Origin of the sequence: Rhizobium sp. NZLR1b (assembly GCF_019685155.1) — a bacterium.
Taxonomy (GTDB): Bacteria; Pseudomonadota; Alphaproteobacteria; order Rhizobiales; family Rhizobiaceae; genus Rhizobium.
In genome coordinates this window covers 346,463-364,774 of record NZ_JABDWC010000005.1, presented here as the reverse complement: position 1 = coordinate 364,774, position 18,312 = coordinate 346,463, and the positions used below count along the sequence as shown (strand labels likewise).

Here is an 18,312-nt window from a genome sequence, read left to right as displayed (position 1 = left end):
AAGCGAAGGGCCGGGCAACAGTGCGGCAATGCGAAACCAACTGCCGCCCATTTCTGCCTAATAAACCTCACACGTCCGTGACGTCGCCACCGGATGAGTCGTCGGCAGAATCGTCGCCGCCGTCGTAATCGGCCTGCTGCACATTGGCATTGTCGTTGTCATCGGCAGCGTTGTCCGAGGCCTGGCTTGTGTCGCCATTGTCCGAGGCCTGGCTTGTGTCGTCATTGCCGTAATAGTTGTTGATGACGGTTTCCTCGGTGGGAGCACTGGCATTGCCGAAGGGGTTTGCGCCGAAGGGCGAGCCCCAGCCGAGCGAGGACATGTGATTGCCGAAGATGCCGCTCAGTGAATTGGCAAGCAGCATGCCGCCGGCAACGCCCGCTGCCGTGCCGAGCGCGCCGCGCAGGAAGCCGCCGCCGGCCGAAGGCGCAGAGGCCTGCTGGGTCCAGGGGCCAGTCGGCTGCTGCTGCGGCTGGCGGGCATCGCGGTCGTAGCCGCGGGGTTCGTCATAGGCGCGTGATTGCTGGCCCCAGGGACCAGAAGCGCCAGGGCTGGACGGAATGGGTGCTGGCTGCTGCGTCTGGGTGTTGCCGAAGATCGAGCTCAGGAAGCCGCCGCCCTGTTCGGCCTGGCGGTGATCGTTCGCGCCGGCTTCCAGCTGGCGGACATGCTCCTCGAGCTCCTTGATATGATTGGCCGCCGCCTCCAGCCCCTTTTCCTGAACGATGACGGCCTGGGCAAGATAATAGGTGGCCGAGGGCTGCTCGCGCGTCGCCTGGTCGATCAGGGCCTCGGCGTCGCGGTCGCGCGGCTGGGCGGCCGCGGTGCGCACACGATCGAAGAGGGCAGTCAGCAATTGGCGTTCTTCGGGTGACATGTCCTGTCTCCTGTTGCTCCAGAGCGCTCCCGTGTCCGACCGGACGCATTAAGAACGCTCGATGATTTTTTCGGTGCAGCTTTCGCTGCGTGAGGTTGAGGTAGGAACCGATTTAGGCTTTTCAAAGCCTTTGCCCGTTACAATTCAGTAAGGCTTGCAGAACGACGCGCGGCTTCTTAAGGATATCTCCATCGCTTCGGTGCCTTGTGTTTTTCCCACATTGTTTTAGGCATTGAGTCGCACTATGTGCGGGGAAGCCGAATTCATCTCCAAGAGGTTCGAATGAACGACGAAGACCAGGACGACAAGACGAAGGAACTGCCGCTCGGCAAGGAAACGGAGGCGAATCTTTTCAAGTCGCGTTCGATCTTCATCTACGGACCGATCAATCAGGAATTGGCGCAGAAGGTCTGCTCGCAGCTCGTGGCGCTTGCTGCGGCCAGCGACGAAGACATCCGCATCTATGTCAATTCGCCCGGCGGCCACGTCGAATCCGGCGATTCCATCCATGACATGGTCAAGTTCATCAAGCCGAAGGTCTGGATGATCGGCACCGGCTGGGTCGCCTCGGCCGGCGCGCTGATCTATGTCGCCACTCCGAAGGAGCGGCGCCTGTGCCTGCCGAACACCCGCTTCCTGCTGCATCAGCCCTCCGGCGGTACGCGCGGCATGGCATCCGATATCGAGATCCAGGCGCGCGAGATCATCAAGATGAACGACCGCCTGAACAGGATCATGGCTGAGGCCACCGGTCAGCCGCTCGACAAGATCGCCAGGGATACCGATCGCGACTACTGGCTTTCGGCCGAAGAGGCGAAGGATTATGGCCTCGTCTCGCGGATCGTGACGTCGCAGGCCGATATCTGAGTTCTCTCATTCAAAGCTGCTAAGAACCCGCCCTTGCCTGCAGATCTCAGGTGAGGGCGGTTTGCTTTCAGCAGTGCTTGAGTGGAGATAGCACTCCTATCGGCGAGGACTGAACGGAAAGGCCTGAATCCGGACTTGCGCCTGCGGCAACCATCATGCTCCATGCGCCGTTCTTACAGTCCAAGAGTCCCGCCATGCACAAAGATTTTTCCGTCCAGGCCCTGTTCATGGGGCTGCTGACCGCCTTCGTCGGTTCTGCCAGCTCGTTTGCCGTCGTGCTGCACGGGCTCGAAGCGGTCGGTGCGACGGATGCGCAAGCGGCTTCGGGGCTGATGGCGTTGTCGATCTCCATGGGCGTTTGCGCGATCGTGCTCTGTGCCGTGACGCGATTGCCGATCAGTATCGCCTGGTCGACGCCCGGCGCCGCGCTGCTGGCAAGCACCGGGGCAATCGAGGGCGGCTTCAATGCGGCGGTCGGCGCATTTCTGATCTGTGCTGCGTTGATTGTCGTCGCCGGACTTTTCAAGCCGCTCGGCCGGGCGGTTGCCGCCATTCCTGCGCCGCTCGCCAATGCGATGCTATCAGGCGTGCTGATCGGCCTCTGCTTCGCGCCGGTGAAGGCGATCGGCTTCAACCCGCTCCTCGGCCTGCCGATCGTCGTCGCCTGGATCGTCGTCGGCGCCTTCAAGCGGCTGTGGGCGGTACCGGCAGCGCTCGCTGCCTTCGTGCTGGTGTTGGTCTTTGGCGTCGATATTCCCGACGGTGCACTGAGTTCGCTCGAACGGTCGCTGGTGCCGACGGCGGAGATCATCTGGCCGGTGTTCAATCTTGCCGGCCTTGTCTCGATCGCGCTGCCGCTGTTCATCGTCACCATGGCCTCGCAGAATATTCCGGGTATCGCGGTCCTGAAGGTCAATCACTACGATCCGAAACCCGGTCCGCTCTTTGCCGTCACCGGCTTTTTCTCCCTGCTGTCGGCGCCGTTCGGCGGCCATGCTGTTAATCTGGCGGCAATCACCGCGGCGATGTGTGCCGGACAGGATGCCCACGCCGATCCGAAGAGGCGCTATTGGGCGTCACTGATCGCCGGCGTCGGCTATGTCATCCTCGGGCTGCTCGCTGGCGCGGTGACTGCCTTCGTCGCCCTTGCGCCTCCCGTCCTGATCGAGGCGGTGGCAGGGCTGGCACTGGTCGGCGCCTTCTCCTCCTCGGCGATGTCGGCCTTCCAGGCCCCGGAGTCGCGCGAGGCGGCGGCGATCACCTTCCTGGTCACCGCCTCAGGCGTTTCCTTCGGCGGCATTTCCGGCGCTTTCTGGGGCCTGATCGCGGGCGGGCTGATGCTGGCGCTGGCGCGGCTGGTGAGTGTTTGGAAAGATCGAAGCCAGCCGCGATAGCGGAATGTCATTGCGCCATCGGCCGCCAAAAGCCTGGCAAGGGCTTGCCAGTTCCACCGCCCGAGGTTATAAGCGCGGCCATGAAGACCACTGGCGCCAGAATTTCTGACACGATTGCACGCGGCCGCATCGCCCTGCGTGACAATACGCGCGCCCTGACCTCGCTTCTTCTCCTCGGCCTTACGCGCGGTTGCCGGGTCCTTTGAGGAGCGCCCGGCGGCCGAAGGCCCGCCCGGCCATCGCTCCTCGCGACTCACTTTCAAAATTGAACTAATGACCGACAAAGGTCCGCATTTGTATATCGCCAAGCCTGATACGATCGGCTAAGAGCGGGCAAATGCCGGGACGAGGAGACGATACGATGGACGCGAAGACGCAATCCTCACTGAAGGCCGCCCCCGCAAAAGGCATGTGCGACGCTGCAAAAGGCATGCCCGACGCTGCGGTGAAATACCGGGCGTATCCGCAGGTGAACATTCCCGACCGCACCTGGCCGACGAAAACCATCACCAAGGCGCCGGTCTGGTGCTCGGTCGACCTGCGCGACGGCAACCAGGCACTGGTCGACCCGATGGGCCACGATCGCAAGGCGCGGATGTTCCAACTGCTGCTGGAGATGGGCTTCAAGGAAATCGAGATCGGTTTCCCCTCGGCCTCGCAGACCGACTTCGATTTCGCCCGCTGGTGTGTCGAAGAGAGCAACGTGCCCGCCGACGTCTCCCTGCAGGTGTTGGTGCAGTGCCGCCCGGAACTCATCACCCGCACCTTCGAGGCGCTGGAAGGCGCAAACCGGCCGATCGTGCATTTCTATAACTCGACCAGCGAGCTGCAGCGCCGCGTCGTCTTCGCCAAGGATGTGCAGGGCATCAAGCAGATCGCCGTCGATGCCGCCAAGATGATCACCGACATGGCCGCCAAGGCGGGCGGTGGTTATCGTTTCGAATATTCGCCGGAGAGCTTCACCGGCACCGAGCTCGAGGTGGCTTTGGAAATCTGCAATGCCGTCATCGAGGTCGTCAAGCCGACGCCAGATAACAAGCTGATCATCAACCTGCCGTCCACCGTCGAGATGGCGACGCCGAACGTCTATGCCGACCAGATCGAATGGATGTGCCGCAACCTCGACAATCGTGACAACCTGATCGTTTCGCTGCATCCGCATAACGACCGCGGCACAGGGATCGCCGCCGCCGAACTGGCCTTGCTGGCAGGCGCCGACCGCGTCGAAGGCACGCTCTTCGGCAATGGCGAGCGCACCGGCAATGTCGACATGGTGACGATGGCGCTGAACATGTTCACGCAAGGCGTCGATCCCGAAATCGACTGCTCGAACATCGGGCGCATCAAGGAAGTGTTCGAATATTCGAACCAGATGGCGATTTCCGAGCGTCATCCTTACGTCGGCGAGCTGGTCTATACGGCCTTCTCAGGCTCGCATCAGGATGCGATCAATAAGGGCATGAAGGCGGCGCAGGTCGCCAACCATCCCGTCTGGGAAGTCCCATACCTGCCGATTGATCCGCGCGATGTCGGCCGTTCCTATGAGGCGATCATCCGCATCAACTCGCAGTCCGGCAAGGGCGGCATCGCCTATATTCTGCAGCAGGATTACGGGCTGAACCTGCCGCGCAACCTGCAGGTCGAGTTCCGCGAGGATATCCAGCGTATTACCGACGTAGAGGGCAAGGAGCTTCCTTCGAAGCGGATCTACGACCGTTTTATCGAGCGCTACGTGACGCAGCCGAGCGCGCGCCTCAAATTCGTTGACCACCACACCTATCCCGATACCGAGCACAGGGGTCAGCGGATCGTGGCGGCTGAGATCACCGACAATGGCGAGATCAAGCGCATCGAAGGACGCGGCAACGGCCCGATCGACGGCTTCATCAACGCGCTGTCGCATTATCTCGGCATCGAGATGTCGGTCGAGGACTATTCCGAACATTCGCTGCAGCACGGCTCGAACGCGGCAGCGATCTCCTATGTCGAGACTTCCTATCCCGGCGGCAAGCTGTTCGGAGCCGGCGTCAATACCAACATCGTCGCGGCATCGCTGGAAGCGATCGTCTCGGCGGCAAACCGCGTGCTCGAGGTGAAGGCCGGCAAGGCCTGATCTTAAGAACTCAGGCCGCGATCGATGCGGCTTGAAATGAATTGGAGCTAAAGCGCGTCGCATCAAACTTGATTCATGCGACGCGCTTTAGCTCTTTGTTTTTGTATGTCGTTATCCCGCTGCGCAATTCCGGGCGAGATGCATCAGGGCGCCGTCAGATCGCGGTAGCGATTTTCATTGCGAGCTGGCCGAGCGTCGCTTCGGCGGAGGGGCCGGCAAGCACGTAGGACGTGCCGGCATTGTGCCAGGTCACGAGGCCGATCTCGTCCTTGATCGTTTCCTTGAAGTCGTCGGTCTCCGGTGGCTGCGCGTCCTTGCGGAAGCAGATGGAGATTACGTCGCCGTCGGCGTTGGAATAGACGAGCTGGCCGACAGGGCGGCTGTCGCCGAGGATGACGCGGGCGCCCTGGAAGGTCCAGGCTTCGCCGCTGAGATCCGGCACGCGGAAGGGCACGCCGATCGCGGTCGTCAGCCAGCTGGAGATTTCCTCGGCCTGCGAGGCGGGCACTTCGACGAGATGACGAGGCTGGCGGATCAGCAGGCGCTGATAGGCTGTGACGTCGCCCAGCCAGTCGCTGGTATTGGCCGGTGCGGTGGCGGAGGTTGTGGTGGCTATTTCGTCGGCATCCGGGGCGGTGCCGACGAAATAGCCGATACCGCAACCGACGGCGAAGAGGATGAGAGCGGCGGCCAGTGCCTGCGGGCCGCTCGGCGCCAGTTTCACATGCGGGCGCGTGGCGCGCTGGGCGATCGGCGTTTTTGGCGGCTGCGTGCTTTTGATCGCGCGGACGAGGGCGAGCGGCACGGGCTCCTTCAGGATATCGTCGAAGCGGTGGCGGCCGAAATCGGCGCCGTGGCGCAGCTTCTCGTGCAGCCGGCGCGTGCTCTCGTCGGTTGCCAGGCGCTGCTCCAGTTCGTGCCGCTGTTCGGGCGAGACCTCGCCATCGAGAAGGGCGGTGAGCTGGGCTTCGAGCGGCAATTTCCTGAGATCGAGCAAATTCAGTACCTGTGGATCGGGTGGGTGCCGGCAAGCCCGGCAAAATGCAGCCTTGCGGTCGCGAGTTGGGAGACGACATTTGCCACCGGCGTGCCCATGATGTCGGCCGCCTGTTGGTAGCTGTGGCCTTCGACGTCGACGAGCAGGAACATGCTGGAAAGACCGTCCGGCATATCGGCGATCATGTGATGGATGCCGTCGGGATCGGCTCCAGCCGAGCGTTCGCGCGCGGCCTCGCGTATATCGGTGACGTTGCCGCGGACGGAAGCCTTCGGCTTGCGCTTGCGGCTGTCGTCGGTCCATTGCTGGCGGGCAAGCGTGTAGATCCAGCTTTCCAACCGGCCTTCACCGCTCCATTGATTGCCCTTGGTGATGGCGCGCTGACAGACGGCCTGAACGAGTTCGTCGGCCACGGCAGCCTCACCCGCGAGCGTGATCGCGAAGCGGCGAAGGCGGGGCAGAAGGCCGACGAGATCACGCCGGAGATCGATGGTCGTTGCGGGTTGACGCATTGTCTATCCAAGAAGCATTCACAATGGTTTCGCGGACGAAGGGTTCGCCGTCGAACGCGAAGCCGGCCTTATCGACGCCGACGATGCCAGTGCTTTATGAAACAAATCTGCTGCACTTCGCAAGCATCCGGCCGTCTTCATCCCCTTTTCTCAAGGGATTTTCGCATTGTTGCCCACAAACCTTGCGTCAATATGTCTTGTAGCCGTTCAAGCTTTGCAGCAGAGCCCGATAGGCCCATGTGCCTTCGCCGCCGCGATCGCGGATTTCGACAAGCTGGACGCGGGCTCCCTGGATATCTCCCTGTTCCACCATCGCCATGCCCATATAGGAGCGGGCGAGGATGTAGTTCTCATCCGCCTGTAGCGCCCTACGATAGTAGGACATGCCGAGCTCCATGCGACCGGCCTTGCGGTTGGCGTAGCCGAGATAGTTCAGGATGCGCGGGTCGTTCTGATTGCGGGCGAGATTGAGCACGGTGATGGCATTGTCATACTGATCGGCATAGGCAAACTCGCGGGCGAACTTATAGAGATCGTCGTCATTGAAGCTGCTCTTCTTCGGATTGACGCATTCCTTCTTGGCCTTGTCCCAGACCTTGCCGCCGGTGCAGGTCTTGGTCGTCTGGGTCTTCGGCGGCGGATTGGTGTCATCGTTGTTGTCGCCGACCGCGAAAGCAGCCGTGGCGATGCCGAAGGCAAAGCCGGCGGCGAGCGAAATTATGGACAGGTGACGGAAAGAAGACGTCATAAGTGTGCTCCGTTCTCAGGCGATGCAATCGCCGGGATTGTACGCTTACCGCTAAAAATACCAAGAGGTTAAGCGGCCGCCATGGTGATTGTTGCGACGATGGCCTGACGTCCTCTCAGATCGGTTCAAGTGCTGGATAAAAGGAGTCCGGAACCGGCGCTAACGCGTGAAAATATCTGCGCTTTCCGACATCACCGCGTCGCCGGCCCTGTTGAGGCTGAAGCGCTCGCCGCTGAGCTCCCAGGCGCCGGGCGAGCCGTCGATGGAGAAGAGGTTGTAGGCGGCAGGCGGCCTGATGCTGCCCGGGCCCTGCGAGGCTGACGCGATGCCGACGACAGGCACTGGCTGCACCTGGCCGCGCAGCCAGTGCAGCGTGTTCAGGTGCGTATGGCCATGCAGCACGAGTTCGGCGCCGCCCGTCGAAATCACGGCGGCGAAGCGGCGGATGCCGATCATTCGTTTGTAAAAGGCCGTGGCGCCGCGGATCGGCGGATGATGGATCATGACAACGCGGAAGAGACCGGCTTCGCCGGCCGCGCGCAGCACGTTGACTGTATCGCGGGCCTGTCGCGCGCCGAAAAAGCCGGAGGCGGCAAAGGGAGGGGTGGCGACCGCTGTCGAGCAGCCGACGATCGCGACTTTGTCGCGGATGCGCAGATAAGGGAAGATATGGCGATCCTCCTGCCATTGCGGCGGGGCGAGATCGCCGCGGACATAATCGTACCAGGCGCGCATCGACTTCTCGTAGGCGCCGGGCACATAGGCGTCATGATTGCCGGGAACGACTGACGTGTTCGCGGGATCGCCGAGCGCGCGCAGCCAGGCAGCGGCGGCGCGAATCTCAATGCCGCTCGCCAGGTTGACGAGGTCGCCGGTGACTGCCAGGTGATCTGCCTGATGGGCGCGGATGTCGTCGAGCAGCAGATCCAGCGTGCTGCCGAAAAGGTGCTTGCGTCGATTTCGATGCCAGTTCACAAAGCCTGTTATGCGTTTTGAAAACAGCTCTTGAATGGAAAGACTGGGCAACGGCCCGAGGTGGACGTCGGAAATATGCGCGAGCTTAAACATGCTACGAGACATAGACCAGCTTATTGACAAATCAAACACATCCGGCGCGATGAAGAGCTGAAACGGAGCGATGGTGGATAAAGAGAAGCGGCCCCCTCACATCAGGCTGGCCTTGCGCCTCCTGCATGTCTATTTCTCCTTCGCCCGCGGCATGACGATGGGTGTCAGGGCTGCGTGCTTCGATGCGGACGGTCGGATTTTCCTCGTGCGCCACAGCTATGTCGGCGGTTGGCATATGCCGGGCGGCGGACTGGAGCGCAACGAGACGGTCGAAGAAGCGCTTGCGAAAGAGCTGCGCGAGGAGGGCAACCTCAGGATCATCGGCAAGCCGCAGCTGGTGCAGGTCTATTTCAACACCACCAACACCCGCCGGGACCATGTCGTGTTCTACCGGGCGAGCGTCGAGCAGACGGCGCCACGCCCACCGGACTGGGAGATCTCCGACAGCGGCTTCTTTTCGCTCGACAGTCTGCCCGAGGGCACGACCGAGGCGACACATCGCCGCCTCGCCGAGCTTCGAGGTGAGCAGGAGCCCGACCACCGCTGGTAAGAGTCCCTCAGGCCGCGGTATGCAGCAATTCTAGATGTTAGAGCGTCCTTTGCGCGTCTGAAAAGACGCGCGGCGCAGTAGCGCGGCCATGCGGGCTGTCGAGATCAAGCGCCGGGCCGACGGGAACGATGCCGGTCGGGTTGATCGTCTTGTGGCTGCGGTAATAGTGTTCTTTGATGTGCTTCAGGTTCACCGTTTCGGCAATGCCGGCCGTCTGGTAGAGATCGCGCAGGTAGCCCGACAGATTGCGGTAATCGGCGATCCGGCGGATGTTGCATTTGAAATGGCCGACATAAACGGGGTCGAAGCGCACCAGGGTCGTAAACAGGCGCCAGTCGGCCTCGGTCTGCCTGTTGCCGAACAGGTAGCGGCTGTTGCCAAGGCGGTCGTCGAGCATGTCGAGGGTTTCGAACAGCTTGCCGACGTTTTCCTCATAGGCTTCCTGAGTGGTGGCAAAGCCCGCCTTGTAGACGCCATTGTTGACGGTGTCGTAGACAGTGGCGTTCAGCGCATCGATTTCGGCGCGGAGGTCGTCCGGATAAAAATCGGCCTTCGAGCCTGTCAGTCCGTCGAAGGCGCTGTTGAACATGCGGATGATCTCGGCCGATTCGTTGTTGACGATCGTGGCGGTCGTCTTGTCCCAAAGCACGGGAACGGTGACGCGGCCGGAATAGTGGGGATCGGCCTTGAGGTAGATCTGCCAGAGGGTGTCGGCGCCGAAGAGCTGGTCGCCGGTGGCGCCGTCGCCGATCTTGAATTCCCAGCCGTTCTCGAGCATCAGCGGATCGACGACGGAGACTGAAATCAGCTCCTCCAGCTTCTTTAGCTTGCGGAAGATCAGCGTGCGGTGCGCCCAGGGACAGGCAAGCGAGACATAGAGATGGTAACGCCCGGCTTCGGCCTTGAAGCCGCCGCTGCCGGAAGGGCCGGCCTCACCGTCCGATGTCACCCAGTTGCGGAACTGCGAGGGCTGCCGCTTGAATTGGCCCTTGCTTTCCTTCGTGTCGTACCAGATGTCATGCCAGACGCCGTCCACCAGCATTCCCATGATCTTCATTTCCTTTGGTTGCGTGTCGGGGCCGAAGTTAGCTGAGATAGCGGGGCTTTGCAGGCGGTAAAGGTTGAACAGTGTGTCACGCGGTTTGGGCACTGCATAGTTCCGAGCGCAGAAGCGTGCATTTTGCGTTGGACGGCGGAAATTTTTCCTGCTATCGGCCACTTCACGATTTTAGGATCTTTGCCTGATGTTCATTTCCAGAAACCCGCGACGACGCTGATGCTCCCGAACGCCCAAGGCGTGTTCGAGACCCATCAATCTGTCCATCCGGTTTCTGTCATCATGTACCAGCACGATCTCGTCTACCTCACCGAAGACGCGTCCCATGACGCCGCCATCGAACACATCAATGAGGAAGCTTTCGGTCCGGGCCGCTTCACGCGCGCTGCCGCGCGCATCCGTGAGCAGGGGCCGCATGATCTGTCGCTCTCCTTCATCTGCACCGACAATGGCGAGACGATCGCCTCGGTGCGCATGACGCCGGTGCTGGCCGGCACGGTGAAGGGTCACCTTCTCGGCCCGCTTGCCGTCCGTCCCTCCCATAAGAACCAGGGCATCGGTCGCGAACTGGTGCGGATCGCGGTGGAGGCGGCAAGACGCAAGGGCTCGGAAGCCGTGATCCTCGTCGGCGATCCGCCCTATTACGGCCCGCTCGGCTTCGAGAAGGTCACATATAATGCACTTTCCTTTCCAGGACCCGTCGATCCCGGCCGTGTGCTCGTCGTTCCGATGGCTGAGGGCGTACACGAACGGCTGAAGGGCGCAATTGCCTGGCATGGATGATCAGAGGGTTTTCCGGAGGAAGCTGCGGTTACGACCTTCCGGGAAATTCTCGAGCTCGCCGAAGACTTCATAACCCTGACGCAAATAGGCACTGAGAGCCAGCGGGCTGAAGGTGTCGATCCAGGCGCCGCGGCAGCCGCGCGCCTTGGCCTCTTCTTCCGCCTTTGCAAGGATCTTGCCGGCGAGACCGGTGCCGCGCAGCGTGTCGGGAATATAGAGCATCTGGGTGAAGAGCCAGCCCCAGGCGGTGAAGCCCGACAGGCCGCCGGTCACCTTGCCGTCGCTATCACGGATGAGAACGGTGAGCGGCCGGCGATCGGAGGGGCCGACATCGCTGGTGTTGAAGGCCGAGAGCGCATCGGTGATCGCAGCCAGTTCCTCCGGCGAGGGTGAAGCGGTCAGCTCGAATTCCGGCATGCGATTATCGCCCTTCGCGCCACCACATGGTTCCGAAGGCTAGCAGCAGGATGCCGACGCCGGCGAAACCGGCAAAGAGCGGCAGCGTGTTGATGCCCTTCAAAACCGTTTCGCTGGTCATGCGGATCATCATGCGATCGTTGTCGGCGAGGCGGACTTGGCCGCGCACCGGCAGGATCGGCGGGACGGTGATCCTGCCATTTTCGTTAGCGACGCGGGTGACGAGACCCTTGCTTCTGTCGGCGGCCGGCTTCAGCACATCGGTCGTCGAGATCATCGCCTTGAATTCAGGTGCGTCGACGGCGCCGATATGAACGAGCGTCGACAGCCTGCCGTTGCGGATTTCGAAGAGGCCGATTTCGTCCATCCTCTTCTCGGCCTTGTAGAGCCCCGGTTCGGATTGGGTGAGCGGCAGGGTTTCAGTCTTGCCTGAGGGATAACGCACGGTGGCGTTGCCCGGATTGTCGCCGATCGTCTGGCGGGTGACTTCAAGTGTCCGGCCGGAGGCGCGCGCCGTCAGCGCTTCTTCCTCGAGCGCCGGCTCCTTCATCAGCCAATGGGCGATACGGCGATAGAGCGAAACGTTCGGCCCGCCGCCTTCGAAGCCGCGTGCCCAAAGCCAGCCCTGATCGGAAAGCAGCATGGCGACGCGACCCTGTCCGGCGCGGTTCAGCACCAGCAGCGGGTGGTTGTCGGCACCCAGCATGATCGTCTCCCCCTGCGGCCGGTCGACATCGACGCTACGGAACCAGCGACCCCAATGCGGCGGATCCTCGCCCGAGCCGTCCAGGCCGCGGGTGACGGGATGCTTGCGGCCTTCCTCGGAGAGGCGGGGATAGAAGGCCTTCTCGATCATCTCTCCGGTGGGCGTCGCGGGCAGGACCGAGGAAAGGGGCGTCAGTGCAATGGAATCCGGGCCGGCATGCTCGGGACCGGCTGCGATCAGCAGCGCGCCGCCGTTTTCGACATATTGCGCGATGTAATCGTAATAGAGCAGCGGCAGCACGCCGCGGTGCTGGTAGCGATCGAAGATGATCAGGTCGAAATCCTTGATCTTGTCGACGAAGAGTTCGCGCGTCGGAAAGGCGATCAGCGATAGCTCGTTGATCGGCGTGCCGTCCTGCTTTTCCGGCGGGCGCAGAATGGTGAAGTGGACGAGGTCGACGGAGGCATCGGATTTCAGCAGGTTACGCCAGGCGCGCTCGCCGGCATGCGGCTCGCCGGAAACGAGAAGGACGCGAAGATTCTGGCGGATGCCGTCGATGACGTGAACGGCGCGGTTGTTGGCGGTGGTGACCTCGCCGGGGAGCGCTGCAACGGCGAATTCAAGCACGTTGCTGCCGCCGGCGGGCACCTTGAAGGAAAAGGGCGTATCCTGGCCGGGCGTCGCCTGCAGGGTGGCGATCTCGTCACCATTCAGCTTCACCGTGACATTGGCCGTGCCACCGGGGCTTGGGCCGTCGTCGAAGACGCGCAGAACGACCTGCTGCTCCTCGTTGACGATGCCGAAGCGCGGCCCCTTGATGACTTCGATGCGGCGATCGAATTCGTTGGCCTTGCCGGTCACGAGGCCATGGATAGGCGCATCGAAACCGAGCGCCTGATTGGCGGCCGGAACATCATGGACTTCACCGTCGGTCAGCATGATAGCGCCGCCAATGCGGGCAGGCGGAACATCGGCGATGTTTGCCGACAGCGCGTCGAACAGGCGCGTCGACGGTACGTCGGAATTGACGTCGCCTTCGACGTCGACGAAGCGGGGCTCTATCTGGGGGAAGCGGGCGAGCTGTCCCTTCAAGGCCGCAAGCGCATCGTCGGTCATCTTGACGCGATCGGGTGTCTGCTGGCTCTGGCTTCGATCAACGAGAACCGGGACGATCGTCGACAGTTGATCCCTATCCTCCTGCAGCAGCACAGGATTGGCAAGGGCGGCCAGCATGGCGAGAGCTGCCAGTGTTCTGATCCAGGCGCCGCGAATGCCGCGCCAGATCGCGAAGGCAGCGATGATGGCGCTGACGGCGGCCAGTGCGGCTAGAATCGGCCAAGGCAGGAAGGGCGAAAAGTCGAAGGTCATCTCATTGTCCTAACCGTTCGAGAAGGTCGGGAACATGGACCTGGTCGGTCTTGTAGTTGCCGGTCAGCATGTACATCATGATGTTGACGCCGGCACGGTAGGCATATTCGCGCTGCGCTTCATCGGACGGCACGGTCGGCAGCATCGGCACGCCGCTGTCGTCGATTGCCCAGGCGCCGGCGAAATCATTGCCGGTGATCAGGATCGGCGAAACGCCGTCGGCCGTCGCAGCAGATTTTTCGGTCGCTTCGCGGCCGCCCTGCCGAGCCTCGATCCAAAGCGGGCTGCCGGCGTAACGACCGGGAAAGCTCGACAAAAGATAGAAGGACTTCGTCAGCACGTGATCGGAGGGCACCGGTTCCAGCGGCGGAATGTCGAGATTGGCGAGGATTGCCTGCAGCCTCTGGCCGTTGGCGCTGACATTGCCGCCATTGTCCAATGCGCTGATCTGATCGCGGGTATCGAAAAGCACGGTGCCGCCGTTGCGCATATAGGCATCGATACGGCTGATCGCCGCCGTCGACGGCATCGGCGCCGTTGCCGAAACCGGCCAGTAGATGATCGGATAGAAGGCGAGCTCGTCTTTGGTGAGGTCGATGCCCACGGGCGGCGCCGGCTCCAGCGTCGTGCGGAAAGTCAGGAACTGGGTGAGGCCCTCGAGACCGCGCTCGGATATATCGTCCACGTCCTGTTCACCGGTGACGACATAGGCGAGGTGCGTGTTGTCGAGCCTTTGCAGGATGAGGTCGTCGCCGGGCTGGGAGTCGTTGGCATGAAGCGTGCCGGGCTGGATGAGAAAGACGGCACTGAGCGCAATGGCGATCATCGCCGCTGTGCGGGTAGCCGGGCGTAGTCGCGAGAAGGCGCCATTCATGAACAGGACGACCAGGCTATCGGCCAGCAGCAGCAGAAAGGCTGCGAGAAAAAACGCGGGCTTTGCCGACCAGCTTTCGCCGCCGATCAGGCCTTCGCGCACGGCACTGGTTCCCGTTGTGTCGAGTGGCGTCAGTTCGGTGTTCTCGGGCAGGACGTTCAGCGAGGTGAAACCATCTTCCGAACCATAGAGCCCGGGCGGATTGTCGAAATTCGCCGTCGATTCGGCTCCGGCCTGTGGAATGAGCGGCCGCGCCGAACCCGTCTCGGAGACGAGCGTGCCCTTGGCCGTCAGCATACGGAATGGCGCCAGGGTTTCAGCGACACGCGCATTGCCGCGCGCCTCCGACGTCACGCCGCCCGAGCGCGATATCTGCAGGAGGTGGCGCAGCATGTCGACGAAAGTGCCCGAGATCGGCAGATCGGACCAAGTCGCTTCCGCAGTGACGTGAAACAGAACGATCTGTCCGGAGGCGAGCTGCTTCATCGTGACGAGGGGCGTGCCGTCAGCCAGGCTCGCCCAGGTGCGTTCGGCAAGATCGGGCGTCGGTTCGGCAAGGACCTGCCGCTTAACGACGACATCGGCGGGACGCGCGATGCCTGCGAAAGGCCCGAAATTCGGAAATTCGGCAAGTGACTGCGGCTCGCTCCAGGACAATGTGCCGCCCAGCGCCCGTTCTCCCTGGCGCAGGATGACGGGGATCAGCGGATCGTCCGCAGGGGCTGCGGCCATGCGCGGGCCAGCGAAACGCAGGAGCATACCGCCATTCGAAATCCAACGCGTCAGAGGTTCGTAGGTGTCCTCGGGCAGCCGGCCGATATCGGCCATGATGATGATGGAGGGGTTGCTGGCGAGAAGTTTCGGAATGGCGATCGAAAGATCGGAATCGGCCGGTTGGATCAGATCCGCGTAAGGCTGCAGCGCCCGCTGGATATAATAGAGCGGCGAGAGCAGCGGTTGAAATTCATCCCCACCTCCACCGGACAGCAAAACGACGCGGCGGCGCCTGAATGCGTCGTCGAGAAGGTGGACGGCGCCTGCTGTCGCGGCGTTATCGACGCTGACGCGGGCGAAATCGTTGCGCATCTCGAAGGGTGCAGTGATCGAACTCGTCGCGACACTCTGGCCTGGGGCGAAATCCACCCTGCCGTTGGCGATCGAGCGGCCCTGGGTATCGACGGCGTTCAGCGCCACGGATGCGGCATGCGAGCTGTTGAGCCGTGTGACCTTGACGGTCATGGCATCAGCCGCATTGTTTGCCGCGGTAATCGCGACCGTTCGTGCAGCATCGCCTTCGATCAGGCGGAGATCGGCGGGCTGGAGTTCGGCGAGCCTGCGCACCGTCGCGTCGTCGGCCCTGGCGGCGGCGCCGTCGGCCAGGAAGGCGAGGGTGCCGGGCTTGATGCCGTTCAGCGCTGCGCGCAACGCCTGGAAGGCGCGCTCGCGGTCCGGCACGAGCGGTCGCGGCTCGGCAGCGCCCAGCTTGTCGCGGGCGGCAGCGGCGCTACCTGGTACGGCGTCGTTGGTCGGATCGGCGGTGAAGGCGATCGATACGGGTGTGCCGGCGGATTCGGCGTCGTCTATCAGCGCGTCAGCCGTCTGGATGCGGCGCTCCCAGTCGGGCGCCGCCGCCCAGCTGTTGTCGACGAAGAGGACGAGCGGGCCACCGGATGCGAGCGAACTGGTGCGCGGATTGAAAACCGGATCGGCGATCGCAAGGATGATGGTGGCGGCGAGCAGCATGCGCAGCAGCGTCAGCCACCACGGGCTCTGCGCCGGAGTCTCCTCGCGCTTCAACACGGAGGCGAGGATCTTCAGCGGCGGGAAGACCTCGGTCTTCGGACGTGGGGGCGTCAACCGCAGCAGCCACCAGATGACGGGCAGGGCGACGAGTGCGCCGAGAATGGCGGGAAAGGCGAAAGCGAAGGGAAGGGCGGTCATAGCTGCCCTCCATGCGTTGCCTTGGCCGGCATGCCGGACAGATACATGTGCACCGCAACCAGCGCCTCCGACGCCAGATGATCGGTGCGGTGGGTCGCAAAAGTCCATCCGAGATGGCGCAGCGACTGGCCGAGGCTGTCCCTGCGGGCGAGGTAGGCGTTGCGATAGGCATCGCGGATGTGTTCGGCGCGGCCGGAGATAAGCTTGGCGCCGCTCTCCGGGTCGGTGAATTCGGTGCGGCCGCTATAAGGGAATATCTCCTCGGCGGGATCTGCTATCTCGACCACGTGGCCGCGCAGGCCGCGGCGGGCAAGTGGGCCGAGGCGTTCCATGATCGCCGGCGCATCATCGAGGAAATCGCCGATGAGGACGAGGTCACTCCAGCCGCGGATCATCGCCGTTTCCGGCAGGCCGCCGGTCAGCGGCGTATGCATGAGCGCAGCCGCAAGGCGCTCGGCGGCGTTGCGGGCGGAGGCGGGTTCCATGATGCCGGGGCAGCCGATGCGCTCGCCGGAGCGGGCAAGGATTTCAGCCAGCGCCAGCATGACGACCAGCGCGCGGCTTTCCTTGGAGACGCTGCCATAGCTCGACTTGTACATCATCGAGGGCGACATGTCGCACCAGAGCCAGATGGTGTGGGCCGCCTCCCATTCGCGCTCGCGCACATAGGTATGGTCGTCGCGGGCGGAGCGGCGCCAATCGATGCGCGACAGGCTTTCGCCCTCGGCATAGGGACGGAACTGCCAGAAATTCTCGCCGATGCCGCGTTTGCGACGGCCATGCCAGCCGGCGATCACCGTGTTGGCGATGCGCTTGGCTTCCACCAGGCAGTCCGGCACCAGGGCGGCCCGCTGCCTGGCGCGGGAAAGGGCATCGCTGCCGGGTGTCGGGTTGACGATCTGTCCGATAGATGCCACGCGTCCGGCTTCCTTATCCCTTTGCCTGCTTGACCAGTCCGGCGATGACGTCGCGCACCGACATGCCTTCGGCGCGGGCAGCGAAAGTCAACGCCATGCGGTGCTGGAGAATTGGTTCGGCGAGCGCAAAGATATCGTCGAGCGAGGGCGCGAGACGACCTTCGTAGAGCGCCCGGGCGCGGGCGCAGAGCATCATCGCCTGGCCGGCGCGAGGGCCCGGACCCCAGGCGACGTTCTTGTCGGTCGAGGCATTGCCCTGTCCGGGACGGGCAGAACGCACCAGCGCCAGGATGGCATCGACGACCGTGTCGCTTACCGGCATCTGACGCACCAGGGCCTGAATTTCGATCAGCCGCTGCGCGTTAATGACGGCTTCCGGCCGGGTTTCTCCTAAGCCCGTCGTCTCGAGCAGGATCTGGCGCTCGGCGGCGAGTTCGGGATAGTTGACGTCGACCTGCAGCAGGAAGCGGTCGAGCTGGGCTTCGGGCAGGGGATAGGTGCCTTCCTGCTCGAGCGGGTTCTGGGTGGCGAGCACATGGAAGGGGGCCGGCAGGTCATATCGCTGGCCGGCGATGGTGATGTGATATTCCTGCATCGATTGCAGAAGGGCCGACTGGGTCCGCGGCGAGGCGCGGTTGATCTCGTCGGCCATCAGCAGCTGAGCGAAAACAGGGCCCTTGACGAAGCGGAAAGAGCGGCGTCCACTGTCGTCCTGGTCCATCACCTCGGATCCGAGAATATCCGAGGGCATCAGGTCCGGGGTGAACTGAATGCGATTGGCGGCGAGGCCGAGCACTTCGCCGAGCGTCGTTACCAGTCTGGTCTTGGCAAGGCCGGGAACGCCGACGAGCAGAGCATGACCGCCGGACAGCACGGCGAGAATGGTGTTCTCGACGACGCTTTCTTGACCGAAGATCACCTTCGAGACTTCTCCGCGGATGGCGGCGATATCGGAGAGCGCCTTTTCGGCAGCGGCGACGATCGCCTTTTCATCGAGGCTGGCTTCGGTCTTCATCATACTCATGGGCATCTCCAACGGCTGAAATCATTCGGCAGCGAATCGGCGGACTTATACATGTGCCTCATACCCGATAGAGTTATGGAGATGTGACGGGCTGACAAG

At 62.8% G+C, this 18,312-nt stretch carries 16 protein-coding genes; 5 read left to right on the top strand and 11 right to left on the bottom strand.

Annotated elements, in window-relative coordinates; genetic code table 11:
• Positions 1-67 precede the first annotated feature (67 nt).
• Positions 68-877: a DUF2076 domain-containing protein gene (locus tag HJB84_RS10525; protein ID WP_221115869.1), complete on the bottom strand. Its 810-nt coding sequence runs from the start codon at positions 875-877 to the stop codon at positions 68-70.
• A gap of 282 nt (positions 878-1,159) precedes the next feature.
• Between HJB84_RS10525 and HJB84_RS10520 the strand changes: the two genes are divergently transcribed.
• The 3 genes from HJB84_RS10520 to leuA all read left to right on the top strand — a co-directional run bounded on the left by HJB84_RS10520 (position 1,160) and on the right by leuA (position 5,251).
• Positions 1,160-1,744, top strand: coding sequence for an ATP-dependent Clp protease proteolytic subunit (locus tag HJB84_RS10520; protein ID WP_207581324.1), 585 nt, complete (start codon positions 1,160-1,162; stop codon positions 1,742-1,744).
• A 194-nt stretch (positions 1,745-1,938) separates the two neighbouring features.
• Positions 1,939-3,138 carry a benzoate/H(+) symporter BenE family transporter gene (locus tag HJB84_RS10515; RefSeq protein WP_405049239.1) on the top strand — a complete coding sequence of 400 codons (1,200 nt, stop codon included), beginning with the start codon at positions 1,939-1,941 and terminating at the stop codon, positions 3,136-3,138.
• A gap of 361 nt (positions 3,139-3,499) precedes the next feature.
• Positions 3,500-5,251, top strand: a complete 1,752-nt coding sequence (gene leuA, locus HJB84_RS10510) for a 2-isopropylmalate synthase (RefSeq protein WP_221115867.1) — start codon at positions 3,500-3,502, stop codon at positions 5,249-5,251.
• A gap of 154 nt (positions 5,252-5,405) precedes the next feature.
• On the opposite strand, the gene HJB84_RS10505 is transcribed toward leuA, so the two are convergent.
• The 4 genes from HJB84_RS10505 to HJB84_RS10490 all read right to left on the bottom strand — a co-directional run bounded on the left by HJB84_RS10505 (position 5,406) and on the right by HJB84_RS10490 (position 8,576).
• Positions 5,406-6,248, bottom strand: a complete 843-nt coding sequence (locus tag HJB84_RS10505; protein ID WP_207581321.1) for an anti-sigma factor — start codon at positions 6,246-6,248, stop codon at positions 5,406-5,408.
• A 2-nt stretch (positions 6,249-6,250) separates the two neighbouring features.
• Positions 6,251-6,760 (bottom strand): RNA polymerase sigma factor, encoded by a 510-nt coding sequence (locus tag HJB84_RS10500; protein WP_207581320.1) that lies wholly within the window; start codon positions 6,758-6,760, stop codon positions 6,251-6,253.
• Between the two features lie 187 nt (positions 6,761-6,947).
• Positions 6,948-7,508: a M48 family metallopeptidase gene (locus HJB84_RS10495; RefSeq protein WP_207581319.1), complete on the bottom strand. Its 561-nt coding sequence runs from the start codon at positions 7,506-7,508 to the stop codon at positions 6,948-6,950.
• A gap of 159 nt (positions 7,509-7,667) precedes the next feature.
• Complete coding sequence (locus tag HJB84_RS10490; RefSeq protein ID WP_221115866.1) at positions 7,668-8,576, bottom strand: metallophosphoesterase; 909 nt, start codon at positions 8,574-8,576, stop codon at positions 7,668-7,670.
• 70 nt (positions 8,577-8,646) lie between these two features.
• Between HJB84_RS10490 and HJB84_RS10485 the strand changes: the two genes are divergently transcribed.
• Positions 8,647-9,126: an NUDIX domain-containing protein gene (locus HJB84_RS10485; protein ID WP_207581317.1), complete on the top strand. Its 480-nt coding sequence runs from the start codon at positions 8,647-8,649 to the stop codon at positions 9,124-9,126.
• A gap of 37 nt (positions 9,127-9,163) precedes the next feature.
• On the opposite strand, the gene HJB84_RS10480 is transcribed toward HJB84_RS10485, so the two are convergent.
• Positions 9,164-10,174 (bottom strand): glutathione S-transferase family protein, encoded by a 1,011-nt coding sequence (locus HJB84_RS10480; RefSeq protein ID WP_221115865.1) that lies wholly within the window; start codon positions 10,172-10,174, stop codon positions 9,164-9,166.
• A 228-nt stretch (positions 10,175-10,402) separates the two neighbouring features.
• On the opposite strand from HJB84_RS10480, the gene HJB84_RS10475 reads away from it, so the two are divergent.
• Entirely contained in the window at positions 10,403-10,966 is a 564-nt protein-coding gene (locus HJB84_RS10475; protein WP_207581315.1) for a GNAT family N-acetyltransferase, read from the top strand.
• Here HJB84_RS10475 and HJB84_RS10470 read toward each other — a convergent pair whose 3' ends face one another.
• From HJB84_RS10470 to HJB84_RS10450, 5 genes are read right to left on the bottom strand one after another with little or no spacing between them, the layout of a single operon-like run.
• A complete protein-coding gene (locus HJB84_RS10470; protein WP_221115864.1) occupies positions 10,967-11,383 on the bottom strand; it encodes a GNAT family N-acetyltransferase in 417 nt (138 codons plus the stop codon).
• A 4-nt stretch (positions 11,384-11,387) separates the two neighbouring features.
• Complete coding sequence (locus HJB84_RS10465) at positions 11,388-13,457, bottom strand: hypothetical protein (protein ID WP_221115863.1); 2,070 nt, start codon at positions 13,455-13,457, stop codon at positions 11,388-11,390.
• 1 nt (position 13,458) lies between these two features.
• Positions 13,459-16,272 (bottom strand): DUF4159 domain-containing protein, encoded by a 2,814-nt coding sequence (locus HJB84_RS10460; RefSeq protein WP_221115862.1) that lies wholly within the window; start codon positions 16,270-16,272, stop codon positions 13,459-13,461.
• Positions 16,269-17,189: a DUF58 domain-containing protein gene (locus HJB84_RS10455; protein WP_221115861.1), complete on the bottom strand. Its 921-nt coding sequence runs from the start codon at positions 17,187-17,189 to the stop codon at positions 16,269-16,271. Before HJB84_RS10455 ends, HJB84_RS10460 begins: the two co-directional genes overlap by 4 nt.
• Before the next feature lie 13 nt (positions 17,190-17,202).
• On the bottom strand, positions 17,203-18,213 hold the full coding sequence (locus tag HJB84_RS10450; RefSeq protein ID WP_207581310.1) for a MoxR family ATPase: 1,011 nt from the start codon (positions 18,211-18,213) through the stop codon (positions 17,203-17,205).
• Positions 18,214-18,312: the final 99 nt, after the last annotated feature.